Annotated in this window: 22 protein-coding genes; 11 read left to right on the top strand and 11 right to left on the bottom strand. The window is 42.3% G+C overall.

The features are described 5' to 3' along the window. Positions 1-198: 198 nt before the first annotated feature. Genes L2W36_RS21010 through dsrO form a run of 3 tightly spaced genes read right to left on the bottom strand, consistent with a single transcriptional unit; the run spans position 199 to position 5,170 of the window. Positions 199-3,291: a tetrathionate reductase subunit A gene (locus tag L2W36_RS21010; RefSeq protein ID WP_236111501.1), complete on the bottom strand. Its 3,093-nt coding sequence runs from the start codon at positions 3,289-3,291 to the stop codon at positions 199-201. Positions 3,292-3,308: 17 nt separating this feature from the next. Further along, complete coding sequence (nrfD, locus tag L2W36_RS21005; RefSeq protein ID WP_236111500.1) at positions 3,309-4,406, bottom strand: NrfD/PsrC family molybdoenzyme membrane anchor subunit; 1,098 nt, start codon at positions 4,404-4,406, stop codon at positions 3,309-3,311. After that, positions 4,403-5,170 carry a sulfate reduction electron transfer complex DsrMKJOP subunit DsrO gene (gene dsrO, locus L2W36_RS21000; protein WP_236111499.1) on the bottom strand — a complete coding sequence of 256 codons (768 nt, stop codon included), beginning with the start codon at positions 5,168-5,170 and terminating at the stop codon, positions 4,403-4,405. Before dsrO ends, nrfD begins: the two co-directional genes overlap by 4 nt. A gap of 170 nt (positions 5,171-5,340) precedes the next feature. On the opposite strand from dsrO, the gene L2W36_RS20995 reads away from it, so the two are divergent. Both L2W36_RS20995 and L2W36_RS20990 read left to right on the top strand, forming a co-directional pair. Next, on the top strand, positions 5,341-7,176 hold the full coding sequence (locus L2W36_RS20995; protein WP_236111498.1) for a sensor histidine kinase: 1,836 nt from the start codon (positions 5,341-5,343) through the stop codon (positions 7,174-7,176). 17 nt (positions 7,177-7,193) lie between these two features. Next, positions 7,194-7,796, top strand: coding sequence for a response regulator transcription factor (locus L2W36_RS20990; RefSeq protein ID WP_236111496.1), 603 nt, complete (start codon positions 7,194-7,196; stop codon positions 7,794-7,796). Between the two features lie 19 nt (positions 7,797-7,815). Here L2W36_RS20990 and L2W36_RS20985 read toward each other — a convergent pair whose 3' ends face one another. Next, positions 7,816-8,703 carry a LysR family transcriptional regulator gene (locus L2W36_RS20985; protein ID WP_236111495.1) on the bottom strand — a complete coding sequence of 296 codons (888 nt, stop codon included), beginning with the start codon at positions 8,701-8,703 and terminating at the stop codon, positions 7,816-7,818. A 133-nt stretch (positions 8,704-8,836) separates the two neighbouring features. Here L2W36_RS20985 and L2W36_RS20980 point away from each other — a divergent pair, with 133 nt between their 5' ends. Both L2W36_RS20980 and L2W36_RS20975 read left to right on the top strand, forming a co-directional pair. Then, entirely contained in the window at positions 8,837-9,907 is a 1,071-nt protein-coding gene (locus L2W36_RS20980; RefSeq protein WP_236111494.1) for an HlyD family secretion protein, read from the top strand. A 372-nt stretch (positions 9,908-10,279) separates the two neighbouring features. Continuing rightward, positions 10,280-10,912, top strand: a complete 633-nt coding sequence (locus L2W36_RS20975) for a hypothetical protein (RefSeq protein ID WP_236111493.1) — start codon at positions 10,280-10,282, stop codon at positions 10,910-10,912. 113 nt (positions 10,913-11,025) lie between these two features. Here the strand turns inward: L2W36_RS20975 and L2W36_RS20970 are convergent, their stop codons facing one another. The 6 genes from L2W36_RS20970 to L2W36_RS20945 form a co-directional block, all read right to left on the bottom strand. Then, entirely contained in the window at positions 11,026-11,928 is a 903-nt protein-coding gene (locus L2W36_RS20970) for a LysR family transcriptional regulator (RefSeq protein WP_236111492.1), read from the bottom strand. Between the two features lie 143 nt (positions 11,929-12,071). After that, positions 12,072-12,470, bottom strand: coding sequence for a hypothetical protein (locus L2W36_RS20965; protein ID WP_088877517.1), 399 nt, complete (start codon positions 12,468-12,470; stop codon positions 12,072-12,074). A gap of 7 nt (positions 12,471-12,477) precedes the next feature. Continuing rightward, entirely contained in the window at positions 12,478-13,467 is a 990-nt protein-coding gene (locus L2W36_RS20960) for a tetratricopeptide repeat protein (protein WP_236111491.1), read from the bottom strand. Positions 13,468-13,469: 2 nt separating this feature from the next. Further along, positions 13,470-14,798: an anaerobic sulfatase maturase gene (locus L2W36_RS20955; protein WP_236111490.1), complete on the bottom strand. Its 1,329-nt coding sequence runs from the start codon at positions 14,796-14,798 to the stop codon at positions 13,470-13,472. A 122-nt stretch (positions 14,799-14,920) separates the two neighbouring features. Further along, positions 14,921-15,277 carry a hypothetical protein gene (locus tag L2W36_RS20950; protein ID WP_236111488.1) on the bottom strand — a complete coding sequence of 119 codons (357 nt, stop codon included), beginning with the start codon at positions 15,275-15,277 and terminating at the stop codon, positions 14,921-14,923. Positions 15,278-15,338: 61 nt separating this feature from the next. After that, positions 15,339-16,985 carry an arylsulfatase gene (locus L2W36_RS20945; protein ID WP_236111486.1) on the bottom strand — a complete coding sequence of 549 codons (1,647 nt, stop codon included), beginning with the start codon at positions 16,983-16,985 and terminating at the stop codon, positions 15,339-15,341. A gap of 279 nt (positions 16,986-17,264) precedes the next feature. Here L2W36_RS20945 and L2W36_RS20940 point away from each other — a divergent pair, with 279 nt between their 5' ends. Genes L2W36_RS20940 through L2W36_RS20915 form a run of 6 tightly spaced genes read left to right on the top strand, consistent with a single transcriptional unit; the run spans position 17,265 to position 23,276 of the window. Next, positions 17,265-18,227 (top strand): AAA family ATPase, encoded by a 963-nt coding sequence (locus tag L2W36_RS20940; protein WP_236111484.1) that lies wholly within the window; start codon positions 17,265-17,267, stop codon positions 18,225-18,227. After that, a complete protein-coding gene (locus L2W36_RS20935; RefSeq protein WP_236111482.1) occupies positions 18,227-19,153 on the top strand; it encodes a DUF58 domain-containing protein in 927 nt (308 codons plus the stop codon). Before L2W36_RS20940 ends, L2W36_RS20935 begins: the two co-directional genes overlap by 1 nt. Continuing rightward, positions 19,150-19,668, top strand: a complete 519-nt coding sequence (locus L2W36_RS20930) for a DUF4381 domain-containing protein (protein ID WP_236111480.1) — start codon at positions 19,150-19,152, stop codon at positions 19,666-19,668. Before L2W36_RS20935 ends, L2W36_RS20930 begins: the two co-directional genes overlap by 4 nt. After that, positions 19,665-20,654 carry a VWA domain-containing protein gene (locus L2W36_RS20925; RefSeq protein ID WP_236111479.1) on the top strand — a complete coding sequence of 330 codons (990 nt, stop codon included), beginning with the start codon at positions 19,665-19,667 and terminating at the stop codon, positions 20,652-20,654. The genes L2W36_RS20930 and L2W36_RS20925 overlap by 4 nt, the downstream gene beginning before the upstream one ends. After that, the gene (locus L2W36_RS20920; RefSeq protein ID WP_236111478.1) at positions 20,647-22,170 is read left to right on the top strand and encodes a VWA domain-containing protein; all 1,524 of its coding nucleotides are present in this window, start codon (positions 20,647-20,649) and stop codon (positions 22,168-22,170) included. Before L2W36_RS20925 ends, L2W36_RS20920 begins: the two co-directional genes overlap by 8 nt. Next, the gene (locus L2W36_RS20915; protein ID WP_236111477.1) at positions 22,170-23,276 is read left to right on the top strand and encodes a BatD family protein; all 1,107 of its coding nucleotides are present in this window, start codon (positions 22,170-22,172) and stop codon (positions 23,274-23,276) included. Before L2W36_RS20920 ends, L2W36_RS20915 begins: the two co-directional genes overlap by 1 nt. A gap of 106 nt (positions 23,277-23,382) precedes the next feature. On the opposite strand, the gene L2W36_RS20910 is transcribed toward L2W36_RS20915, so the two are convergent. Next, entirely contained in the window at positions 23,383-24,252 is an 870-nt protein-coding gene (locus L2W36_RS20910; protein WP_236111476.1) for an HAD family hydrolase, read from the bottom strand. Positions 24,253-24,603: 351 nt separating this feature from the next. On the opposite strand from L2W36_RS20910, the gene L2W36_RS20905 reads away from it, so the two are divergent. After that, positions 24,604-26,181, top strand: coding sequence for an arylsulfatase (locus tag L2W36_RS20905; protein WP_236111474.1), 1,578 nt, complete (start codon positions 24,604-24,606; stop codon positions 26,179-26,181). The last annotated feature ends 27 nt before the right edge of the window (positions 26,182-26,208 follow it).

Raw genomic sequence — 26,208 nt, 5'->3', positions numbered from 1 at the left:
CTGTGCCACGTTTTATTTTTGTTTTATTACAGTTGGTTATAGTTTTTTTTGATTATTGATTTGTCAAAAAGATAAGATTTAAAATATGTCAATAAGACTCGTATGTGTGTAATTGTGTTGGTGGCTTGAGCGCAAATAATGATAAAAAAGGCTTCTTTCTAAAGCTGAAAGAAGCCCTAAAGAAATAGTCGAGGTAGATTACGCTTTGTGAATCTTCGCGGGTAATGATTGACGGGCAGCAGCGCCTACAACCCAATCCAGCATGACGCCTTTACTCTCTCTGGTAGGGTCGATTAAACCGATGTCATTGATATTTACTCCATCCATTTGACGACTTTTGATAGGTTGCTGCTTGTCACCAATCCAGTGAGCTCGTTGCCCTAATTCCGTATGCCCAAAACCATGCTCGAATCCAAGTGTGCCTTGAAGGATTCCCGGCACAATCATCGCAAGGGCGGTGGTACTCGCTCCGGGCGTTTCGATGATGAACTTATCACCTGTTTTAATTCCTGCGTTGCTGGCATCATCTGGATGAATATAGACCGGATTGATACCTTTAATTGAGTTTAACCTTGGTGAAAGGTTGGAGACCGCACTATGAATATTGGATTTAAAGTTTGTTAAGCTAAATGGCCATTTGTCTTTTGGATAGCGATCTTCTAATGGTGTCCCATCCGCTAGCTTCTGCGGGTGCCATGTAGGGCAGCCACTGTAGTATTCACCAGTCATTGTGTTTCTTGAGCTGCCCACACGCTCGTTCCAAACAGCAAGCGGACGAGACCATTTGTACTTCATCTGTTCGCCTTTATAAGCCTCGGTAGCATTTTCAAATCGTCCTCCTCGAGTGAAAATGTAAGCGACGCGACTCACTTCCTCTGGTGTTAATGTCTTTTGCATACTCGGTAGTAATCGTTCTAAGCCTGACCAGGCGATGTCTTCTGCACTGACGTCAGGTACTCCACCTTTCACATAAGCTAGGTTAGCGGCTGAACGCAAATAATAGTCGTCCGCAGAATGGATCCCATGCCATTGACCATTGGTATCTCGAATTGCTTTTTCACCGAAACCTCCCAATTCCATTTCTTTAGCGACATCGATTAAGAAGTTTTCTAAGCAGATAGAGCGACCGTCGGCAGATTTTTCTGTTCGAGCTTCGACGATAGGCCAACGTGCAGTTACAGTTTTTACTGGAACATCATGCCAAGGTGTTGCCATCCCCCAACTTTCGTAGGTGACAGTATCAGGTACGATGTAATCAGATAATGCAGTGGTTTCGTTGATAAAAGCATCGACAGAGACAATTAATCCGAGTTGCTTCGGATCTCTTAGCTTGTCCTCTAATAATGTCTTTAGTCCTGGTACACCGTAAATAGGGTTTGCCATATGGTTAATCCATGCCTTAATGCGATACGGGTAACCATCAATGGCAGCGGATAAGTGCTCAGTCAGTAAAGGCGCTGCAAACGGATACCACGGTGCTCGCGTAGGGTATGGGGATTCTCCAGCTGCAACACGACGTTTGTACTCATTGGTCTTTTCATATGGAAATTTGCTGCGTGACAAGAAAACGCCTTTTGGCGCAGTTTTGCCAGGGAACTTCGTAAAGTCATAACGCGGGCCAGCAGCAGATGTAGGATAGCCGCCGGCTTTCGCCATTGCGCCTCCTTTCATGTTGATATTACCTATGAGCGCATTGAGCATCATTATGGTAAACGCGTTATAGAACCCATTGGTGTGCATGTTGCCACCGTGTGTATCCACTACCGCCTTAGTGCCATAGCTTGTGAATTTCTTAGCCAAAGCAGTGATTTCATTAACGGGGACTTCACACTGTTTGCTGTAGAAGTTTAAATCATGTTTAAAAGCTTCTTCTTTTAATCGCTGCAGAGACGATTTAACTCGAACTTTGCCTGAAGAGAGCTCGACGGTTTGGTCAACAAACAATTCCGCTGAGCCCGTTTGAGTATTTAAGCCAAATTGCCCAGATTGCGCATCAATAATCACATAAGAATCGTTGTCAGATAGTGCTTCACCTTTGAATGGTAGGTTTAAATCGGAGGCGCGCAAAAAGGTGCCATAGCGCGGATGACTTTCGTCACTAATCACTAAATGCGTAGCGTTACACCAATGTGCGGTACCCGCGTTATGCATGGCATTCACACCAGGTTGGCTTAGGAAATTCTCATTGTAGCGCCTGTTTTTGATGATCCATTGAATCATTCCTAGCACTAATGCGGAATCTGCCCCTGGTTTGATAGGTAGCCAATGGTTGGTATCAGCTGCAGCGAGACTAGAAGAGCCTGCCGGCAAGCTCGGAGTTACTATGGTGTAGGTAAGCTTGCCTTCTGTTCGTGCTTTAGCAAGTTGGCGTGCTTGACGTTTGAACGGATTACCAGCTTGAGCGGGAGACATGCCGATGAAAATGATGTACTCAGCGTTGTCGAAGTCAGGTTTAAGATGGGCAAATTTGTCTAGGTCATTCATAAATGCACCACTGCCTGCTCGGAACGCATAACCGCAATATGAGCCGTGATGGCCGAAGTTTCTGGTTCCAAAACTGTTGAAGGCAAATCGTTTAAAGATGTCATCTCTACCTTCATTACCAGCGTTGGTCATCAAAAGTTGATTGGCTTTAGGTCCATATTCTGGGTTATCTGCATCGACAGGAGTTACAAGATCTCGAATATCTTTGAGACCTTCGACATGCCCCTCACCGAATAAGTCTCCGCCGTGTACGACTTCTTGAATCAATTTCTCATAACTGATGGGTTGCCATTTCCCATCACCTCGCTTGCCCACACGTTTCAATGGTTGGGTAATTCGATAGGGACTATTGCGAATCTCCATCATGCCGTTGCCGCGAGCACAAGCTGTAGAGCGTCCTTCGAGGCCAGATTCGCCTGCCATGCCTAGATAAGCATCCTTAACAGGCGTATTGAATGGAATATGCTGTTGGTGAGAGAGTGGATGGTATGGGTTACCTGCAATACGCAGTATTTCGTCATTGCGATTGTCGATACGTACACGTAAACCACATAAGGTCCAACATCCAAAACACATAGAAGGTGCTACGCGCTGGTTCGGGTTTGGTATTAGGTCGCCCGTTGGGGTCACTTTGTATTCAGGATCGAGTGAGTTTCCATGGTGAATATTACGGGTTTTCTGTCCTGCAGTACCTTCAACGACTCCATCGACCATATGCTTAGTAGTGGTTGAATAGCCAGCTGAAAAAGCACCCAGACCACCGACAGCTAGGCCAGATTTCAGAAACTGACGACGTTTGTTATCCATAATGAAATCCTCTTAAATCAGTGTTGGTTTAGGGTAATGGAGTTGATGTTCTGTTTAGGCTGAACAAGCTCAGAGCAAAGTAAAGCAAGAGCAATCCACAGGCCAAACATACCTATAATCCCGAGCAAGCCATTGCTGCCCACAGGAAGGTGATAAGGGTAAGGACCAACATCAAATTTCGCGATGGTTTGTACTTCCATCATGGTGACCCAGCGAACACTCCATGCGCTGACAAGGCAGATAAAGGACACGATAAGCAAATAGAAAAAATGTGTTTTGTTGTCGTGTAGGCAGAAGAGCGACAACAGTATGTTGGCAACAAGCAGAACGGTAAGCAGTGCAATTTTATTAACCCACTGCGAGTTGGCATAAAGTGAAAACGCGGAATTATTCGATGCCCAAAGAGGGATTAATATGAGGGCTAATACGCTACTCAATATCATAGTCTGTTTCACTAGACGGGTATCTCCCAATGACAGTGCTTTCGGTTTTGAGGGAATAAGGAGCAGAATTAGCAGAGTGAAGCCAATTGCTGCTGAGAAAGCTGTGACGAACCAAATGAGTGGTGAGGCAGGTTGATTCCATAATGGACGAGACTGAACAACGGCTATCTCTGCGCCGGTATAGAGAGCAATTGTCAAACCAGAAATCACGGTGGCAATGGCTGCACTCATCATTAGTTTACGGCTGGTGGTCCATTGACCTAGTGATAACTTAGTAAAGAGTCGAAGCAGTTTATTGTTCTGATGTTGCAGCGCCACTAGGTCATTTCGAAGATAAAGCCAAGCTGTCGCTATCGCCAATAACGAAAATAGAGGTAGAAAAATCGAACCTAAAGACATCCAAGACCAAGGTGTGAAGTGTGCGTAAAAGTGCCAAGCTCTACCTGGTTGATGTAAGTCTCCGGTTAAGGCAAGTGGGCCAACAATCGCACCGATGGCCAAGGTCAGTGCTAAAGCAGCACGCAAATGATGGCTGGTGTGAGATTGAAAGGTGAGAGCAATCAAAAACAAAATAGCTGCGGCATAGGCTGAGCCAATGTAAAAAAAGTACTGTACCGCCCACGGGAGCCATGCGATAACCTGGGGTTGAACTAGAACTTCAGTAATGTTCATACTTGCTCTCCTTGTGGTTCGTAAATAGCGGGTTGACCTTTTATGTGCTGAGTAAAACGTTCATTCATGCCGATATAAAACACGTGGGGATCGGTTCCTTCTTCCGGTTTTAACACCTTAATATCATGACTATGCTCGCTCATTAAGCGTCGAACTTCGCTGTGGGGATCATTCAGGTCACCAATGACACGTGCACCTCCAACACAAGTCTCGACACAGGCAGGTAGTAAGCCTTGCTCCAGCCTATGTGCACAGAAGGTACATTTATCTGCAGTCAAAGTGTCTTCATTGATAAAACGCGCGTCGTACGGACACGCTTGAACGCAGTAAGCACAGGCAACACAACGACTGTTATCAACCATGACGATGCCATCTTCACGTTGAAAAGTAGCTTGAACTGGGCAAACTGCTACGCAAGGCGGGTTATCGCAATGGTTGCAAAGGCGCGGCAGCATAAAGGATTTCACTTCTTTGGTAGCGGTTGAACCGTCATCCAAAGTGACTTCATACTGTTTTACCGTGGTTCGGAACTGACCAATTGGAGCTTGATTTTCGATACTGCAACCGACTGTGCATGCTTGGCACCCTATGCATTTGCGAAGATCGACAATCATGGCAAATCGTTTTCCAGTTTGGCCTTTTCGGTCGGGTTCCTGATTGTTCCTTATAACTGTACTGGCGGTAGCTGTACCAACGCCTGCAACAGGGATGAGTGCAGCGCCAGCTGTAATGGCGCTAAGAAAGCGACGTTTGGTGGAATCCATAACTCACCTGCTAAGATTAATGAAAGCCTGTTGGTATTGTCAGAATTGTTACTCGCTGTCGATATAGTGGATTTCCACATACCACGATCAAAGTTGATCTAAGACAAATGCCGAAGTGCCTCTATTGCTGCTATTCTGGTGCTCTAAATCTTAAGGATTAAAAACAATTCATGGTGAGAAGCACGCTACGTTGGGTTCGTTTATTGATGGTTATCGTTGGCACGATAACTGGATTTGCCTATGCAGGGCAGCAAGACCAAGGGACGAAGATAGATTCAACAACTAAGGCACAAGTGGATGTAGGGGTATTAGCTATCAGAGGGCATTTATATGCTCAGCAACGTTGGCAGCCGACTATTGATTGGTTAAATCAACAGATACCTGGCGCGCATTTTGTACTGCATCCTTTAGATCTTGATGGAATGGCGCAATCGGTTAGAGAGCAGCGTATGGATTTCGTTTTAACGAATCCAGGGCAAGCCGTTCAATTAGGTCGTCAATACCCATTATCGTGGATAGCGACGATAGTAAGTCAAGCACCAGAACGCTCAAACTACGGCATTGGTTCGGCTTTGGTTGTTCGGTCTGCCTCCCCATATAAGACACCAAGTGACGTTGCAGGTTTATCGATTGCTGCTGTTTCTAAAGATGCTTTTGGTGGATATCTAACGATGCGATACCAAGTTCTAACTGACGGAGGCGATCCTAATAGTTTCTTCTCCGATGTGCGCTACTTGGGGTTTCCAATTGATGCCAACCTATATCAACTTCGTGATAAGGCGGTAGAAGCGGCGGTTGTACCAGCGTGCTTGTTGGAACAAATGGAGAAGGAAGGATTGATAGATAAAGGGTTGTTGCGTGTGCTGAACCCTCTTGAACAAACGCATTCATCATGTGCTGTTTCTACACCTCTGTATCCTAACTGGTCGTTTGCAAAAACGGAACGCGGCTCATCTCAACTCGCCAAAGAAATCAGCCGAGCTTTGCTTGCTATGCCTGCTGACAGCTCAGCAGCGATTGCCTCAAAAGCGTCAGGCTGGACTTCTCCGGTTAGTTTACTCTCCATTGATAAACTATTTCAGGCTATGGATTTGCATCCGCTTCAGCAGCCTTGGTGGAAGGAAGCTATTCGTTGGTTAAGGTTGCATCAAGAATGGGCATGGACACTGTTTTTATTCGTGATTGTATTGAACGTGTATCACTTTTGGCTTGAATATCGCTTTAGCAAGAGTAAACACGACTTAGAACAGACATTGCTGCGCCTCAAAGAAAAAAGTGAAATGTTAGAACATACACAGAGAGTTGCGATTATTGGTGAATTAGGCAGTAGTTTGGCACATGAAATTAACCAACCATTAGCTGCCATTCGAAACTACAGTGAAGGTGGCTTGCTGCGCCTTGCCAAAAAGCGTCCTTCAGAAGACATAGTGCCAGTGTTGGAAAAAATCCAAGACCAAGTTGAGCGAGCCGATGCAATTATCAGCCGACTAAGGGATCTCATAAAGAAACGTGCGATCGCGAAGACAGAATGTGATGTTGAACAGTTGCTAGGGGATAGCATCGAGCTACTTAAATATCGATTAGACAAAAATGGTATTGAGACGGTTCGGAGTACAGAAGGGCAACAACGACTCGTCAATGTTGACGCGGTGGGTATACAACAAGTACTTGTTAACGTGATCAACAATGCTATTGAGGCCTGCTCAAAGCTTGCTGAAAAACAACGTGACTATAAAGGAACGATAGCTCTTCATACTGAGTATCAATCTCAAATGTTATCTATTCGAATCGCAGACAACGGTACGGGCTTGGAGCAAGATAACCCGACTCAAGCTTTTATAAGCAGTAAAAAAGATGGCCTAGGGTTAGGCTTGGCAATATGCCGCGATGTAGTGGAGATGCACAACGGAGAGTTACAAATACAATCAACGCAGCCGCATGGCTGTTTAGTCGTGATTACTTTGCCATACCATCTACCAGCAGACACCATGCTCACTGACGAGTAGCCAAGGAGTGATATAAATTGTGTGATAACCAACTGCCTGTATACGTCGTTGATGATGACGAATCTGTCAGAGATTCATTGGCGTTTATGCTTGAAGAGCACGACTTTAATGTAACCAGCTTTCCTGATGGTGTGACTTTTTTAAATAGCGCTGATATCCAACAAGCGGGTTGTGTGATTTTAGATAGTCGTATGCCAAAGCTTCGCGGCCAACAAGTACATCAAATCCTGACAGAAGCACACAGTCCACTCGCGGTTATTTATCTGACGGGACATGGTGATGTTCCAATGGCTGTAGATGCCTTACAGTCTGGAGCCGTCAACTTCTTCCAAAAGCCAGTGAAAGGTTCAGAGTTAGCTCAAGCGATAGTCCTAGGGTTGGCTCAGTCATCTGCCAACCTAGATACAATGGAAGCAAAAAACGCGTATGCGTCGCTAACACCGCGAGAAAAAGATATTCTGCGCTTGATCATAGCCGGAAAGCGCAATATTCGTATTGCTGATGAATTGTGTATCGCTATGCGGACGGTGGAAGTTCATCGAGCCAGTTTACTGAGAAAATTCAAAGCAAAAACGGTGGCTGAGTTGGCGTTTATTTATGGTTTGACCAAAAACAGCTAGTCGAAGGAATTTTACCTCATTAAAGAAAGTAACTCTTCATGTGAGCTAAGAAGTATTCAACGCGCATTGGCTTTAGTTTTCGCTCTTTGTATACCATGTTAACAGACGATTGCTGATAGATTTCGTTTGGAAGGACAGGCACTAGCGTTTTATCGGTATCGTATTTTTCTACTAGGTTAGGCATGATGAAAGCTAGTCCTAGGCCTGAAGCACAAGCTTTGAAAATGGTATAGCCGCTATTGACTGCCAATGCCACTGGTAGCTGTTTAAGTACTGACTTATCTGACTCTTGATAAATGAATGGATTTTTAGATTTGAGCTGTCTATGAGGCGCTTTTAGGTCAGCAATAGAGCTAATGTCGCCATATTCTGAAAGATATGTCTTTGATGCCATAAGGTATCGTTTATATGATAGTAACTCACTTGAAATCAAGCTCTTATTACTTACTTCTCCAATACAAAACCAAATGTCGATGCCTTCTTCAAGCATATCGACTTGCCGATTAGAAAAATCAAGATCGAGCAAAACTTTAGGGTACTTTCGGGAAAAACTCACGAGGGCGTCTTGAAGTAGGAGGTTACCAAGGTCAACGGGTACGACAACTTTCAAAATGCCTGTGGGCTCCAGTTGGTGGAGCATTATTTCATCTTCTGAACGTCTTAACACATCGTCCACATTTTGACAGTAGCGGTAGAGTGCTTTTCCCTCCTCAGTTAGGTCAAGTGCTCGTGTTGAACGTATGAGGAGTTTAACGCCGTAGTATGCTTCTATTTCTGATATCTTACGGCTTACAGTAGAGGCATTGATTCCTAGCTCTTCAGCGGCTTTAGACAACGAGTTTAGGTCTACTACACGCCGAAAGATGACAAGTGTATTTAAGTCAAAGCGATTATTGTTTCTGTGCAAAACTGTTCCTGATTTCGAGCCATTTAACCATAAGTCTATATGTAGATAATATGAAATCAATACACAGTATCTGATTGTAGTTTGCTCTTTCTAGGTATTGACGTTAATAGTACCGAATGAAGGACATTCTAAGATGAATTTAACTCTCCATAATCTTTCGAAACCTCTAACTTTAGCTGCCATTGTTCTATTGGTAATATCTGCTGTCAGCATGATTCTTAGTGACTTGTATTCTCCATTTACAACGGATAGTTACGTGATAAGTGATATATCGAAAATATCTACTGATATTGACGGTGTGGTAGAGCACATATACGTAAGAAATGGTCAATTTGTTAAAAAAGGTGACCCTCTTTTTAAAATTGAAACTGATGAACTTCAATCTAAGTACGATACCGCTTATGCAAATTTGATTATTCTAGAACAGAACTTTAAGAAGATTGAACTTGAAATGGGTTTGATTGAAAGCGAAATAAAGCAAAAAACAGAAATTGCCAGTAATAAAAAACAGCACTATATGAGGATGAAAACCCTTTTACGTAATAAAGCAATTAACCAGCAACAATATGATGATGCTTACACAGCATACATTGATGAAATAAGAGAAATAGAACAACTTAAAATCAAGTTACAGATTAACCACGTTAAGCTTGGCTCAGAACAAGGTGGAAACGGTGGGCTGATGTTAGGGAAAGCTATATTAGAAAAAGCTAGGAAAAACCTTAATAAAGCTACAGTACATGCTCCATTTGACGGAGTAATTACCAATATGCAGCTCGTAAAAGGTCATTTTGTATCAAAGAACTCACCGCAAATCGTCATAACCTCTCAATCACAGAGACAGCTCGTCGCTGATTTTAACGAAAAAGGTTTAGATCTTTTACCCAATGCGAATTGCTTGGTTGTGTTTGATGCTATACCTGGCAGAATATTCAAGACACAAGTAACTAGCATAGACCAAGCGATAACTGTAACTGGGGTTGGCGATCAAAAGTTAGGAGAGACTGCTACGGTAGCTCAGGGAGATAGATGGGTACGCAAAAGCCAATATGTTCGCTCTACTCTAAATATGCCAGATGTTGATAGCAGTTTAATTTCAGGTTCTCGAGCAACAGTAATGGTAGTTCGTGACGATAGCAAATACTGGAATTCGTTTTCATATATGACGATGCATATTATTGCATTATTTCGTTACCTATACTAATGAAAGATATATCCTATGTTTAACATAAAAGCACCAATGATAAGAAGTGCACTGTTCTTTACTCTATCGATTGTTATCACTGATATGCTGCATTTAGGAATGCCAGTATTTAGTGTTTTTTTAGGTCCAGCTTTGATCTTACGAGATAAGTTTAGCTTGAATAAATCATTAGTGTTCATATCTTTAGTTAGCATCTATTTTATTTCGGGCTCCTTGGCTGCGACAATACTCGACCATAACCAGTGGGCGTTAATAGTAATCTCGGTTTTCGTCATATATAGCTATTTGCGAATTGAAAAACTTGCATCATTTTCAACGGCGCCGCTATTTTTATATTGTTATGGACTTATTAATACAACATATGGAACTTCGATGGAGTTGTATTTTTACCAACTTCTACATGTCGCGTTCATGATGCTACTACTAGCAAAAGCTATTTTTTGGATTTTGCCGACCCCAACTAACCAAATGTCATCCAGACAAAATCAAAAAGTCGCCAAGCGTTCTAAGACTCTGAATGTGATATCCACCATCATCATATCTCTATCCTTGGTTTACTTTCTATCGATTGAAGTTGGCAAGGCCATATTCTGCCTTTCAGTGATCATAAGTATTGTTTGTAGACCAGATTATGCTTCGATAATAAAAGGCCTAAAAAGTATCTTACCGCTGCAGGTATCCGGCTGTTTTATTGCGCTAGTATTACACATGCTTGTGGCCGGTCATGGCCAAAATATACTGATGCTATCGCTAGTGATATTTGGCTTCTCCATTGTTGTATTTTACTTCGCTCATAGTTCGGAGAAAATCTCCAAGAAAATACCAAATTTCGAAATTGGACTCCTAGCAGCTACGCTGACACCGTTTACACTGTACACTCATTCAAGTGGGTTCGATATTGGTCCGTTTATTCGACGAGCTACGAATATGGGTGTTATTTGGGGGTTGGGTACACTCATGATTGTGCTGCTGCCATGGTGTCTATCGTGGTTCAAGCGTATGTAAATTACTCTACGACTAGTTATTTTGTAGAAGGATAAGAGTATCAATATGATGTTTTAAGTAGGTACCAAAAGTGTGCTAGCTCAAACATTCAATGTGAGTACAGTAATAGAGTACTATCCAATGCTCTTAAATATAGTTTTAATCGTTTCACGAAGCCACTCATGACCTTTATCTTTCTTTTGTGATTGATGCCATGTCATGTATATGGGAACTTTCTTTGCAGAAAATGGTAATGGGAGTACATTCAAATCTAATCGTTCCGAAAATTTATTTGCATACCATTCACCACATACACTAAGCCACTCAGTTTCTGAAACCAATTGCATGGCTGTTAGCAGTGAACCTGTAGAATAGGCTACTTTTCTAGTTGGAAGTTGGCCTTCGATAGCAAGAGAGTCTAGTGTATGAGTACTAAGACGTTGGCTGCGCCATGTAACGTGATGCGCTTGCATAAAGTCATCGAAAGATAATGAATCTTGAATAGTAGGATGCGACTTACTCGCTACAACAACTGCTTTTTGTTCCATTATAAGTTCATTGTGGTAGCCGTGTTCAGAGAGGGGAACGGTCGCCAGAATGACATCAACGGTTCTTCGGCGAAGGTCATCTTGTCTATCTGCTTCGTTCAAGTGTTCTACGTCTGCTTGAATCGTAATATGAGGAGCGTATTTCTGCTTATATTTGGTAATCGCAGGTACCATCATCAAATCAAAATCTTTATGGCTTGATATGCGGAAAGTTCTTTGACTCTTAGAAGGAATAAATTCTTGTTTAGAACTGGTGCCATTGAGCAGAAAACTCAAGGGGCCTTGTATTTCACTGTGCAGTTGAAGAGCAAAATTGGTAGGCGTTATCCCTCTGCCTTGTCGAATAAAAAGAGGGTCTTGATACTGATCTCTAAGGCGGTTGAGAGCGTGACTCACAGCCGGAGCAGTAATATTTAAGACCTCGGCCGCCTCGCTAACGCTTTTAGATTTCATTACAACATCAAAGGTTTTTAATAAATTAAGATCCATAACCTACTCTTTAAGCAACATTACAAAATGATAATGCATTCTATATATATATGATAGTCAATTTGTGGCTTAAGCAGTAATGAGAAAGTTACTGCTGGTGGGGTGTACTACGATTAACGAGAAGTTTGTTGAAGTTTACTTATCTATGTTTTGATGTCGTCTATCATACAGATGTTGTAAGGCTTTCCTACCGACTGGCAGTGCTCCACCCATCTAGTTGGCCAAAAGATACGGCTAGACTTTCCTATTTGTATGCACGTCATTTCAACTCCTTGGTAACTAGTCTGTTTTCCCAGAGGTAACGATTTATCTTTAGACAAATAACAGTGTTGTTTCAGTTCGTTTTTTTGGGCTAATTGGTAAACCCAGTTATCCTCGTTACTTTGCTTAAAAGCACTATAATATGACGCGTTTGCATTGGTCACGGCGGAAACTTCTTGCTGTTGAGCTAACAATTGTCCTGCATCGGCTGTGAAGCTAATCGGTGCCACTATCATTGGTAAAAGGGTTAAGCATCGTTTTAACTGCGTAACTTTGTACATATCGTTATCATCTCTTTGTTTTGTGGAGAAGTTCATACTGTAAAGCATCATAATTCGCCTGAGGTACTCTAGGTTTTAGCTCATTTAGGCAAGACTTGGCAGCCGTATTGTTCGACTCTATGTAAACACTACATAGTGTGTACAGTTGCTCGGCAGAGCCTGACAGTTGATACGCATGTTCGAAAAGCGGTACAGATTTTTCGAGGTCAAAACCTTTTTGCGCTACGGCATATAAATACCAATAATAGCTATTCGTTTCAGCTAAAATGGCAGCGGATTTGAAGTCGGAAAGCGCTTCGCGTTTGTTATCATTTCGTACACGAGCAAGTGCTCTGGCGTAATACAGTTGTGAAGCATTGGGATTTAACAGAATACCTTCGTTCAGTACATCTAAAGCTTTGTCAGTATGACTGTCTGCGCGATAGGATTCTGATAATCCAACCCAAAAAGCTTGATTACTTGAGTCTTCTTCAATAAGTGATTTATAGGTCGTTATTGCTTTTTTAGTGTCACCTGATGCTTGATACACTTCAGCCAGTTTAAAGGTTGAAAAGGCGTCATGCTTTGATTTGTAATACTGCTCTAGTCTCGGGATATATAAATCAAGCTTGTGTCTCATAGATGTTGTTAACTTCGGATACATCTTTGCTAAGCTGTATGTTGCCGCATAGCTTAAGGTCGGGCTAGTACCACCTAAAAAAGGTGAAATGAGCTCCCAACGATAGTCGAGTGCTAACCCATCACTACCTACTATTGCAGCATGTTGAATGCGTTCATTATCCTCTTTGAGTGCTCGAGCGATGGCTATTAGAGCATTTTGGGAAGGCGTGATTCTTAACGATTCTAACGCGTCAATTCGTTGCTCGATTGGCTGAGACTTATCCTGAGCGACATATGCAGGATCATTTTTATTTGGATTGAAGTTTTCAGACGGTGCTCCTGAAGCAAACACAGAAAACGACAACAAACCAATAAAGATTAAAGATAACGACTTCATGCCTATGCCTTGTGTTCAGAGATTATTTGATTATCGATTAGGGCTTGGTCGCTATGCTTTCCATGAGCGACGGGTAAACCAAGTCTTCGCAAGGTAAATGCAAAGCCTGCATCTGCATGACGAAAGAACTTATTCCATCCCGCACACAGGTAGTTCAGGCCATTTTCGCCTTCTTTGGTCTTGATGAATCGATTTTTTGGACACTCTCCAAAGCATGCAAACTTATAGTCACAATCTCTGCATTGTTTAGGGAGGGATTTTGACTTCGCTGTACCGAACTGTTGTTGTTTAGCCGAGAACGCCATGTTTTCGAGTTCGGTCTCGGCAATATTACCGATTTTGTACTCTGGATAAACATAGTGATCGCACGTGTATACATCACCATTAGGTTCCATCGCTAAGCCCTTTCCGCACATTTCACCCAGAGTACAAAGAGGGTTTCTATGTCCCATCCACGCCTCAAGAAATGCTTCGAAATACTGAACAAATACGGTTCCCACATCGTTACATATCCATTCATTGAAAATAGCGATGAGAAAATTGCCCCATGCATGATCAGAAACACAGAATGGTTCCACTACGGAGTCTTTGTAGCCTGGGATAAGGCGTTTGTCACCTTGCATTAATCTCTCGTCAATCTGCCAAGTATTTGGTGCAGTTTCGCGGAAGGTTTTCATTTCAACAATTGGGATGAACTGCATCTGAGGTGACTTCACTACATCCCTTAAAAAACGATACACCTCTAATGGGTTTCGACTAGTTATATTGTTCACACAGGTAAGTGTTGCAAAGCTCACTTGGTGTTTATGTAACAGTTCAACAGCTCTCATTACTTGTTTGAAGGTACCACGGCCAGATTTGTTGGTACGATAGGTATTGTGCAGCAGTTCAGGGCCATCAATGCTTAAGCCAACAAGAAAGTTGTTCTGTTTGAGAAACTTACACCACTTGTCATTTAAAAGGGTGCCATTGGTTTGGAGGTCGTTGGAAATAATTACACCTTCAGGTTGGTATTTTTTTTGAAATTCAACGATCTTTTCAAAATAAGGAAGACCTAACATAGTAGCTTCGCCGCCCTGCCATGAAAAAGTAATCTGCGGTGTATTTTGGCCTTGAATATAATCTTTAATGAATTTCTCTAGTTTTTGGTCGTCCAGTTTTGGTGAACATCCCTTTTTATACTCAAGCAGGTCTTCTTTACTTAAATAATAACAGTAATCGCAGTCTAAATTACATGCTGCGCCAATCGGCTTTGCCATTACATGCATGCGCTTAGATGGTTTGCCATTAAATTGTGGTCCCGCTTGAATTACAGGGCTGGTATCACTCATAAATAACCTTTCTCGTGTTTCGTTGATAGGAGTACTATAAGGCGTCCAATGCCAATTAATTGAATAGCGGTGCTTATTAGTTATTTAACTAAAACTAAATCCAACTCTATGTGTATGCTCAATCAAGAACTCAAGGCACTGATTAGCTTCATCTTATCTTTCTCTGTAAGGTTCCCACTTTCAATTAAGATTTTGATGGATTGATAAACAGAAGACTCAGCACGTGTTGGTGCGGCCGTTTGTTTACTGGATGTCGCGGTAGTAGGCATGACAATTTGGGGCTGGCTTGGTGCCTTCTGGTATTGTTGTTGGCTAATTTGAACCATATCTGATTGGCCATTAGATATTTCTTTTGCCGTTTGCTCGTACTTATTAAAACGAGCGATATTTTCTAGTACTGCGCTGTTAGAGTCATCTGCAGTCGTTGCATGAGCGCAAGCTGATGTGACCAATAACAGTATTAAAGCTGCTTTATTCATGGTTTTCTCCAAAAAAGAGGGTGAACGTCAATTCACCCTTGTATCGTTAGTTGAGTTTTGTCTAGTGAGCAGTTTGAACTTTTGAGCCACCAGCACCTATACCAAAGTTTTTGTAAACCGTTTCACTTGCTCCAGACATGGTGAAAGATCCAGGGCGTTGTGATGGTGGGTAATCCTTGTATGTCATTAGGTGTTCTTTAACCAATTGGTTGGCTTTATAAAACACAAATACATTGTCAAGTTCCCAGTTCCAGTAGCCATTTGCGTTTTGATCAGCACGCTCAAATGGGTCTTGACGAAGGTTGAAGATTTTAGGCAGACGTAACCATGTGAACGGTTCTGCCCATAGAGCCATTGTTTTCGCACGTTGTTCACCGTACACAACTTTCCAATCTGTGCTGTGGTTTTTACCGCCACCGATGTAATTGTCTTGTGAGTAGCGCATAGCAACGATCTGAGCGTCCGCGTTGTACAACATAATGCTCTTACGTGGAGTTTCTTTAGTGCGACCTGCGAAGTAATCATTCATGTTATAACCATCAAGATGGATCTTGAACTCTTTGTTGTTCGCTTTAAATCCACCTTTTAGAAGGTCTTGTTTGATGTGTGAGTTACCTGCAGCAGCGACTAGTGTTGGCAGCATATCTAGACCAGAAACCATGCCGTTTAGTACTCGACCACCATCCCAGTGACCGGCAGGCCAGCGAACGAATGCAGGTACGCGCCATGCACCTTCCCAGTTAGTTTCTTTTTCTGAGCGGAATGGAGTGATTGCACCGTCAGGCCATGCATTATAGTGTGGACCGTTGTCGGTACCATACATGACTATGGTGTTGTCAGTTAAGTTGTTATCATCAAGATAATCGAGAAGTTGGCCGATGTTTCTGTCGTGAGACACCATGGCATCATTGTAGAAACCCTGACCAGAAATACCTCTGTCTTTCGGATTAAGGTGCGTTTTGAAGTGCATCTTGGATGAGTTCCACCAAACAAAGAATGGCTTGTGCGCAGCTTGTGCCTTGTCCATAAACTTAATAGCGTGTGCCGTAACGTCATCATCAATGATTTCCATGCGTTTTGTGGTCAATGGACCTGTGTCCTTGATTTGACCATCAGCCGTTGAGTGGATGACACCACGAGGACCGTATTGCTCGGCAAACTTAGGATCTTTAGGGTAGAAGTCATGCTCAGGTTCTTCCATCGCGTCTAGATGATAAAGGAAACCGTAAAACTCATCGAAGCCGTGATTTGTAGGTAAGTCTTTATCTTTGTCACCTAGGTGGTTTTTACCAAATTGACCTGTCATATAACCCATATCTTTAAGCGCTTCGGCAATCGTCATATCATCGTCAGCGATACCTTGTGGAGCACCAGGAAGACCAACCTTAGTCATTCCAGTACGCAAGCCATCTTGACCGGTAATAAACGCACTACGACCTGCAGTACAAGATTGTTCTCCGTAGTAATCAGTGAAAGCGACGCCTTCATTGGCGACCCTATCTATATTGGGAGTTTCATAGCCCATTAATCCACGGTTCCAGTAGCTGATATTCCACATACCAATATCGTCACCCCACATCACTAGAATGTTTGGTTTTTCGGTGGGTGTAGATGGAGTTGATGGGGCAGCAGTTGCATTAACAGACGTCAATGCGGATAGCGCGAGCATCGCGGACGTTAATAGTGTTTTCTTACATGGTATTTTCATTTATCTTCACCAGTATGTATTTGAATTTAAATTAGCATTCAGCATCTAAGCTTGAGGTAAATATTAATGATGCTTGGTGATTTGAATAATTATTAATGCTTAAAGTATTATTTATCCAAATTTAAATCATGGCTAACGTGCTGATTTTTAGGTTTATTGTTGCTACCTTTGTTGTGTCTTGTATGAGATTAATATTGCTAAATGCTATTTTAAATACAATTAATTTATCTCAGTTTTCTAAAGGGCTAATATTTTCTCTTCAACTTATTGGAGGTAAATATGTCAGTGACAAGTATTAGCCGAGATATACAAACGTTATCTGAATCACTAACACATAAAATAATCGGTCAACAACATGTTGTTGATTCCCTCTTAATTGCGCTCTTGACCGATGGTCATGTACTTTTAGAGGGTTTGCCGGGGACTGCTAAAACACGTTCAGTACGTTCGTTAGCACAGAGTCTCGATCTGGATCTAAACCGTATTCAATTTACCCCAGACCTTATGCCTAGCGATGTTGTGGGTTATGAATCTCTTAATGACGAAGGAATGATGTCTTTTGTCAAAGGGCCGGCGTTTACCAATATTCTGCTTGCCGATGAGATTAACCGCGCGCCTCCTAAGGTGCAATCTGCATTACTTGAAGCGATGGAAGAAAGACAAATCACTGTAGGTGGACAGAGCCATGAACTGCCTGAAATCTTCCTGGTTTTAGCGACACAAAATCCAGTTGAGCAAGAGGGTACCTACCCATTACCAGAGGCTCAGTTAGACCGTTTCTTAATGAAAATTGTTGTTGATTATCCCAAACGTGCCGATGAGCTAGCGATATTAAAGCTTGTCAAAAAAGAGCAACAATTTGTGGAAGCACTAATGCAGGTCGAGCCTTCTATAGTGCTAGATGCTAGAAAGGCTATTCTAGACGTTTATGTCTCTGATTCTATCGAAAGTTATATTGTAGATTTGGTAATGGCAACACGCTCCCCAGACTTATATCAGACCAGCCAATTGTCCAAATGGATTCGAATTGGGGCGAGCCCCAGAGCAACAATAGCCTTAGACAAAGCGGCGCGAGCTTATGCTTTTCTCAAAAATAAAGACTATGTTGACACTGATGATGTTAGAGCGGTTGCGCATAGCGTACTCTGCCATCGTATTACTTTGAGTTTTGATGCGATGTCTGATGCCATTGATAGTAAAGCGGTAGTGGATGAGCTCATTAACGTGGTGGAAATTGTCTAATGCCTATATCTGACCCCAGAATAGTTGTGGATCGTACCACGTTACTGGACCTCAAAAATAAAGCAAAGCGATTAACTCTTTATGCGAAGTTCAAGCCTGACGGTATCTTTTCGGGCCAAAATAGTTCCAAGTTTCGTGGGCAAGGGCTGAGTTTTGAAGAACTCCGAACATATCGAACTGGTGACAATATTAAGGACATTGACTGGAAAGCGAGTATGCGAGCGAATGGTCGTGTCACCAAAGTTTTTACCCAAGAGACGGATAGACCTGCTTTAGTACTTTGTGACCAACGTGCAAATATGTTCTTCGGTAGCCAACGTTACATGAAGTCGGTTGTTGCAGCGCAACTTGCTACGTTAATCGCTTGGTTACTGCACCTTCAAGGAGATCGTGTTGGTGGAATTACCATGGGTGCCAACCAAACTTTAGTTCAATATCCATCACGAACGACATCTCAAATATTGCATTACATATCTGATATAACGACACTAAATCAAGCTCTACGCGACGCACCTAAAGAGAAAGCTCCCGCGTTCGTTCTGCTTCAAGAAACGTTGACGACTTATACTCCTTTGTTAGGCAGCAGTGGTACGTTAGTACTAGTTATAGATGGATTGGCGCTGACAAATCAAGAGCTTGACCAGCTTAAACGTTTGTCAATAAAACATAACGTGATGGTCTTTCTCGTCACCGACTTGCTGGAACAGGATTACCAGTCGGCATCTGACTTGCTAATTAGTGATGGATCAAAGCAAATAAAACTTGATAACAACGCTCAAGATATACTGCGATATCAAACCGCATCTAATGAGCACTTTGCTAAAGTTCGCCGTTCAGTTCATCACGCTGGTTTACCTTTTGGTCTGTTTAATACTGTTGATGAACCCTACCTTCAGTTAAGTCAGCTTCTAAGAGAGGGCGGATGATGTTCACATATCAGATCCCTGAACCAGAAGTTTTTGGTAATTATATGTTGAAGGGTTTTAACGGCATCATCATGCCTAAGTATGTGTCGTTGACGCCAAAAACCCCAGCTGCTTGGGGCTTGATCCTATGTTTTGTAGTGATATTAGCCCTTACTATTTGGTGGCAGATTCACAAATGGCGAGCTAATGCATATCGACGAAAAGCGATATCACTGCTCCGTAGGTTGCCGTTGGAGCAGGGTATTGCGCTCATACCAAACGAATTGCGCCAGGTCGCTTCTATTGCTTATCCAAACTTACCTATAGGCACCTTAACTGGGCAAGAGTGGTACGAATTTCTAAATTCTTCCGCTAAGACGACGATATTCACTAAGGCTATTCAAAAACATATTGAAGCCATTGCGTTTCAGAATCCAAGAGTTTGGACGTCGAATGTTGAACTCAACTCACAATGCTTAAGTGCCGCTATAGATTGGATTGCACACCATAGGGCAGAAAAAGGAGTCTCTTTATGACTTTATTAACACCTTGGTGGCTTCTCTTGGGATTAGTTGCACCGCTAGTCTATTTCGTGATGCCTGCGTATCGAGAAAGCGAAAGTGCTGTGCGAGTGTCATTTTTCCAGAAAGTGCTAGACACTACGAACAAGAGTGCGCAAAAAAACAGCTGCATTCCTCTTCGATCTAAAGTACAGAAAATATCACTGTTAATTACATGGGGCTTATTGGTTTTGTGTGCGGCTCAGCCTGTGATTCTTGGGGACAAAATCACGGAACAAAAGTCTGCTAGAGACTTAATGGTTGCTTTAGATCTCTCGAAGTCTATGAATAAAATTGACTTTCCTCAGCAAGACGGGCAGCTATCATCTCGATGGGGAGCACTACAAAAACTCATGTGGAAGTTTGGGGCAGAGCGACAAGGAGACCGTCTGGGTTTGATCGTGTTTGGTAGCGGCGCTTATTTACAAGTGCCTTTTACTCAGGAACTAGAAACGTGGACACAAGTTGTTGAAGGTTTGGAAACTGAGATTGCCGGTCCTGCGACAGCAATTGGTGATGCAATTGGCTTGAGTATACGCGCTTTTGATAAATCTGATGCAAAACAAAAAGTCTTGATTTTAGTCACTGATGGTAGCGATACGTCAAGTCAGCTACCGCCGGTTGAGGCAGCAAAAGTGGCGAAAACACGTGATATTAAAATCTATACAATTGCGATGGGCAATCCTGATACGAAGGACGAAAATGCCAAAGTTGATGTGAACACTTTACGTCAAGTTGCCGCTTTAACGGGTGGAAAAAACTATTTGGCAATGAACAAAGATGCCCTTAAATCTGTGTTGCAACAAATTAACCAGATTGAGCAAAGCAAATATCAACAAAGCAGCTTTCAACCATATATCTATCTTTACCCATATCTTCTAACTAGCCTCCTTACCTATTATGCCGTGATGTGGCTTGGGTTGTCTGTTGTTGAATGGAGAACTAGGAGTTCACATGGCTGATTATTTCCGAGCATTCCACTTTTTAGCGCCAGAGTATTTATGGTTGGTTCTACCACTCATTGCTTTGATCGGGTATTTATTCAAAAAGCGCCACAATAAATTATCCATATCGACGACAGCAATCGCACCACATTTACTCTCGGAGCTAGTAGAACAACCTAATAAAAAAGAAGGATATGGGCCTATTTTGGCGGTATCAATTGTTCTATTGATTGTTATTGGCACGTTGTCTAAACCAGTTTGGCAAGTTGCAGATACCTCATCACAAGATAATCCACCACTTTACGTTGTAATGGATGAATCATCTTCAATGAATAAGGTAGATATTCCACCTAGTCGAAATCTAAAAGCACAGCTGATCGTAAAACACCTGCTACAAACTGGAATGAATCGTCCCATATCGATAATAGCAATGGCCGGTAGTAGCCATGTTTTGTTACCACCGTCATCAGATCAGGATTTATTGATGCTCTATCTATCTTACTTAGCGCCAAACGTGATGCCCTTAGATGGCGGAGACTTATCCAATCTGATAGAGCGATTGAATAACACCAAAGGACTGAAGTTAGATGAATCTCAGTTGTTGTTGGTCACTGACGGTGTTTCTTCAGGAGAGCAACAGTTAACGTCTTTTATCGAAAAACATCACATAACAGCGGCGGTGCTTTATCTCAATGAATTGGGTTTGCAAACGGCAAAGAACCTAACAGTTACTTCATTTGATGGAAGAGATATGACGATAAGTGATAACTCGCTTAGAAATTACTTTCTGAATTTCCATGAAAAGAGCTCAAAAGGCAATCACTGGCAAGATGAATCGCACTGGTTGATCGTTATATTGTCTATCTTTGTGGCGTTATGGTTTCGAAAAGGGTGGACATTGCAATGGACTCTTTGTCTGTTATTACTGCTTCCTCACAGTCAAACTGCTGAAGCTGGTGCGTTAGATTGGTTTATGACCAAGGACCAGCAGGGGATGGTACTAATGTATATGGGTAAATTTCAACTAGCAGAGCAATCATTCCAAGATCCAAACTGGAAAGGGGTCGCTTGCTACTACCAAGAAAATTTTAAATGTGCAGAGAAAGAATTTGCCAAAATAGGCAATGCCACAGCGATTTTCAATATGGCTAATGCAGCCGCACAGGATGGAAGATATAAAAAAGCCCATCAACTGTATTCAGCCCTGCTAAAAATAGACCCAAATAATGTTAAAGCTCAGCAGAACCTTGACAAGGTAGATGCAATTCTACTTGAAATGAAGCTACTTAGTGAAAATCAGCATGATCAACACCCGCCACCTAAAGATGCACCACCGCCGCCTAAAGATGTTAACGATATATCGGATGGTGCTAAGCGAAAATCGCTAGGGCAAGTCCCTCATTCGACGCTTAAAGCTTCAGATGTGTTGAGGAATGAGACAGCGACAAATAAATGGTTAAGAGATATTAGTCGTGATCCTAAAGACTTTATTCGACGGAAATTTCTGAATGAATACAACCGGGAGTTGAACTGATGTACCGATTGATGCCATTACTACTATCGTTATTAGTTTCTATGCCTGCTATTTCAGCGGCAAACGTATCCGTCTCTATAGATAAGCAAAATGTTGTACCCGGTGAGCAAGTGAACCTAGAGTTTATTGCTACAACAGATAAATATTTTGTAGACAGTCCAGAGTTCTCAGTACCTTATGTGGCAGATGCAATGGTTAAGCAAGAACAAACGTCTGTTCTATCTGGCTTTTCTTATGTAGATGGAAAGAAATATACCAGTCAACGTTGGTCCATACAGGTATACCCTAATAATGAAGGAGTGTACCTAATACCATCTATAGATGTGACGCTACTCACTGCTGGAAATGGGGGGAATTCGGTAAAAACGCACCATAAAACACAACCGATGGCAATTATGGTGAATGCTCCTGCCACTATGAAGGGCAAGTCTGGCTACTTAGTTTCACCAGCGGTTACAGTAACCGATAAATGGTCACCGAATGTAGGACAAAATGAACAGTTTAAAAAAGGGGACATAATACAACGAACCGTAACAATAAAAGCAGACGATACATCTACTTTTATGATGCCAGATTTTATACCACTGGCTCCAAACGGGATAAGTATATCGATATCTGAGCCTCAACTTTCATCCAATTACACTCGAGGAGAGCATCATTCAACCCTTACTCAGAAGGTAAGCTATAGCATTGATGAACCCGGGCACTATTCACTAGGAGGAGAAGCGTTATTTTGGTGGAACCCGAGCCAGAAAGTGAAGCAGAGTTGGACCGCGAAGCACTATTCTATTGATTCTGGTGGATTTGATTATAAACAATTGACTAAGTGGTTGATTGGTCTGTTCGGAGCATTAATCGCTAGCGTGGGCGGAGTCATTTGCGCCAAAACAAACTCGAAAAGAACACTAAGGTTAAAACGATTGTTCTTTGGACAAAATGCCACTTGGATTAATAGTTGCTATTCGAAAGCAAGTGATAAATCTTTTATGTTACTCATTGATGCTTCGAGTGATGATCAAGTTTTAAAAGATGTATTAAAAGAACAGTTTATGCGAGAAAAGCCCGTTGGGAAATGGCAAAGATTCAAAGCATACATGACGTTATAAATAGTCTGTTACTAACCCCAGTTGCTCAAAGTGACAACCGGGGTTAATGAATGCTATGTAAATATAAAATAAGTGTAATAGCTATTACAGAAGTGCTTAACCTTAATCAAAATACTACTTTCCATTCTGTACTCATATTAATCGGTTTTATAAGTCCTTTGCTTGTTAGTTTCTGCAATTCATCTGTGTGCTTGTCGTATTTATCTTCACGTTCTGGGTCGTCATGGTGTAGCCACAAAGATAAGCCGCCATGGCTAGCGGTATAATGAAGCATTTGTTGGTCTCCGTTCGAATTGCCAACAGCAATTACTGGGACTAACTCACCAAATGTACGCTGGATGAGTTCAGATTTATGTGCCCAGTTATTAATCCAAAGTGGCTGCGCAGAGCGAGTTAATACGCCAATTCCATTTTCGAAGGTTAAGTCGTGTTTAATAGAAGTCCCAAATACTCTTTCTGGTGGAATACCGTAAAGTTGTTGGCTAAGCGGCCTCAAGAAATCAACTTCATCTGCAGTGAATATAAATACTTTGAACTGGTTTTGATGTAAGTAATCTATCAGCTCCTTCATTGGTGCGTAAGTTAAATCTTGATATCCCACATCATATTTAGAGTGTTTCCATGTTTTTAGAAACTGCTCGTTGTGTTTCATGAAGGCACTGCTCGTCATCCCGGAATAGGGAACACCAAGCAATTGTTCGACGATGCTATCTAAGCCAAAACTCTCTATATCAAATAACTGACCGTAATGAGAAAGGTCTGGTTTACCACTTGCAATCGTTGCCCAGGGCTGCCTTGTCGCGAGACTCTTATCTCTTTTAAGTTGCTCGCCTAAGGTATGAAAGACTGCTTGAAAATGAATGTAAGTAGGCTTTTCGTTCCAAAGAGTACCGTCATTATCAAAGACAGCGATGCGCTCTTCCGGTGGTCTATACTGAGCACTGGATTCATCGACTGTATCAGCAACAAAATCCATAATATGTTGCTTAAGAACGGTATCATTCCAATTAGCTAAGGATTGCTCAGCTTGCGCCAAAGGAGTTGAGATTATAATCGTAAAAAGAAGGCTTAATGTTATTTTTATTAGTTTCAAAATCAATTCCTCTTAATCACTTAACCAAGTGGAAATATTGTACAGTATGACTGAATTTACAAGTTCGTATCGATATTAATGCGTATTCTCTTTAGACAAACTCGACGTCAGAATGAATGTCTTTGTCTTGAGCTTTTTTCTAGAAATTATCAACTTCATGTCCTAGGTTTCAGTTAACTGGTGATTAAGAAATTACTCTTAAACTGGTTCTATTCGCTGAAATGGAGTTTATCTATGAAGAGAGTTATGTTGGCAGGTCTCCTTGCTACTAGTATGTTGGGAGCAGCACATGCCGCTGAAAAGCCCAACATTCTTGTAATGTGGGGGGATGATATTGGTCTTTGGAATGTCAGTGCATACAGCGGTGGTCAAATGGGGTACACCACCGATGGTATTGATCGTATTGCAAATGAGGGAATAAAGTTTACGGATTACTATGGTGAGCAGTCTTGTACGGCAGGACGCTCCTCCTTTATTACAGGGCAAAGCGGTCTTCGGACGGGGATGACAAAAGTAGGTATGCCAGGCTTTCCTCAGGGCCAGACAGACGATGACATTACCATTGCGGAAGCTCTAAAAAACCACGGTTACGCAACCGGTCAATTTGGTAAAAACCACTTGGGTGACCAAGACCATATGTTGCCTAATAAGCATGGTTTTGATGAGTTTTATGGCTTTCTTTACCACTTAAATGCGATGGAAGAGCCTGAGTATCCGAACTACCCTAAATCCGCTGAATTTAAAAAGAAATTTGGGCCACGTGGGGTACTTCATGCGACCGCAGATGGTAAGGTTGTTGATACGGGGCCATTAACGGTCAAACGTATTCAAACCATCGATGATGATATTACTGAGCGTGCGATGAAGTTCATGGATAAAGCGCAAGCCGATGGTAAGCCGTTCTTCGTTTGGTGGAATGCAGCGAAAATGCACTTCCGCACACATATCAAGCCTGAGTCAAAAGGCCTTTCAGGAAGAGGCTTTTATAACGATGGTATGGTCGAACACTCAAATCATGTCGCCAAGCTTCTTGATTATCTTGATAAAAAAGGGATTGCAGATAACACCATTGTTATCTATGGCACGGACAATGGTCCTCAAACCAATACTTGGCCTGATGGCGGTATCTCACCATACCGAGCAGAAAAAGAGACACAATATGAAGGTGCATACCGTGTTCCATTTATGATCCGCTGGACTGATGGAGGCATTAAAGGCGGTAAAGTGTTAGATGGTATGGTGGCACACCTTGATTGGATGCCAACGCTTCTTGCAGCAGCAGGTGAACCAGATATTAAAGAAAAACTCTTGAAAGGGGGTTATAAGGCCAACAACAAAGAGTTCAAAGTGCACCTAGATGGCTATAACGTGCTTCCATATTTACAAGGTAAAGTGGATGAATCACCACGAAAATGGTTTATCTATCATACCTCAGAAGCAGAGCCAGTCGCGGTTCGCAATGACGTGACAGCGGGTAACCAAGAAATGTCGCTGAAATGGACATTTGCCGAGCAGAGAGGCTATAGAAATGGTCTCGAACTTTGGGCTGAACCATTCACCTGGCTTCGTACACCAATGCCAGTGGATTTGAAAATGGATCCGTTTGAACGAGCCTCATACGATTCGACCACCTATGGCGATTGGTGGGTGAATCAAATTCCATTCATGTATTCCATGATGGCCCACATGCAAGAGTATGTGATGACATTTAAGGAGTTCCCTGCCTCGCAAAAACCAGGCTCATGGTCACTTAAAGACCTGAAAGATGATGCCTATAAGCTAGAAGCTATGGGTGAGCACAAAGACAAATAGGGCCTAACTCGGTGCTCCTTGTTTCTC

It is taken from the genome of Vibrio sp. McD22-P3 (genome assembly GCF_021568915.1).
Taxonomy (GTDB): domain Bacteria; phylum Pseudomonadota; class Gammaproteobacteria; order Enterobacterales; family Vibrionaceae; genus Vibrio; species Vibrio mediterranei.
Note: the sequence above shows the minus strand (reverse complement) of the source record. Positions and strands in the feature narration are given on the sequence as shown.

Coding starts and splice junctions, on each gene's coding strand:
- L2W36_RS20980 (WP_236111494.1), top strand. CDS start 8,837: ATGAATTTAACTCTCCATAATCTTTCGAAACCTCTAACTTTAGCTGCC.
- L2W36_RS20905 (WP_236111474.1), top strand. CDS start 24,604: ATGAAGAGAGTTATGTTGGCAGGTCTCCTTGCTACTAGTATGTTGGGA.
- L2W36_RS20960 (WP_236111491.1), bottom strand. CDS start 13,467: ATGAAGTCGTTATCTTTAATCTTTATTGGTTTGTTGTCGTTTTCTGTG.
- L2W36_RS20920 (WP_236111478.1), top strand. CDS start 20,647: ATGGCTGATTATTTCCGAGCATTCCACTTTTTAGCGCCAGAGTATTTA.
- L2W36_RS20975 (WP_236111493.1), top strand. CDS start 10,280: ATGGAGTTGTATTTTTACCAACTTCTACATGTCGCGTTCATGATGCTA.
- L2W36_RS20965 (WP_088877517.1), bottom strand. CDS start 12,470: ATGTACAAAGTTACGCAGTTAAAACGATGCTTAACCCTTTTACCAATG.
- L2W36_RS20945 (WP_236111486.1), bottom strand. CDS start 16,985: ATGAAAATACCATGTAAGAAAACACTATTAACGTCCGCGATGCTCGCG.
- L2W36_RS20925 (WP_236111479.1), top strand. CDS start 19,665: ATGACTTTATTAACACCTTGGTGGCTTCTCTTGGGATTAGTTGCACCG.
- L2W36_RS20915 (WP_236111477.1), top strand. CDS start 22,170: ATGTACCGATTGATGCCATTACTACTATCGTTATTAGTTTCTATGCCT.
- L2W36_RS20940 (WP_236111484.1), top strand. CDS start 17,265: ATGTCAGTGACAAGTATTAGCCGAGATATACAAACGTTATCTGAATCA.
- L2W36_RS20935 (WP_236111482.1), top strand. CDS start 18,227: ATGCCTATATCTGACCCCAGAATAGTTGTGGATCGTACCACGTTACTG.
- L2W36_RS20930 (WP_236111480.1), top strand. CDS start 19,150: ATGATGTTCACATATCAGATCCCTGAACCAGAAGTTTTTGGTAATTAT.
- L2W36_RS20950 (WP_236111488.1), bottom strand. CDS start 15,277: ATGAATAAAGCAGCTTTAATACTGTTATTGGTCACATCAGCTTGCGCT.
- dsrO (WP_236111499.1), bottom strand. CDS start 5,170: ATGGATTCCACCAAACGTCGCTTTCTTAGCGCCATTACAGCTGGCGCT.
- nrfD (WP_236111500.1), bottom strand. CDS start 4,406: ATGAACATTACTGAAGTTCTAGTTCAACCCCAGGTTATCGCATGGCTC.
- L2W36_RS21010 (WP_236111501.1), bottom strand. CDS start 3,291: ATGGATAACAAACGTCGTCAGTTTCTGAAATCTGGCCTAGCTGTCGGT.
- L2W36_RS20910 (WP_236111476.1), bottom strand. CDS start 24,252: ATGGATTTTGTTGCTGATACAGTCGATGAATCCAGTGCTCAGTATAGA.
- L2W36_RS20995 (WP_236111498.1), top strand. CDS start 5,341: ATGGTGAGAAGCACGCTACGTTGGGTTCGTTTATTGATGGTTATCGTT.
- L2W36_RS20955 (WP_236111490.1), bottom strand. CDS start 14,798: ATGAGTGATACCAGCCCTGTAATTCAAGCGGGACCACAATTTAATGGC.
- L2W36_RS20970 (WP_236111492.1), bottom strand. CDS start 11,928: ATGGATCTTAATTTATTAAAAACCTTTGATGTTGTAATGAAATCTAAA.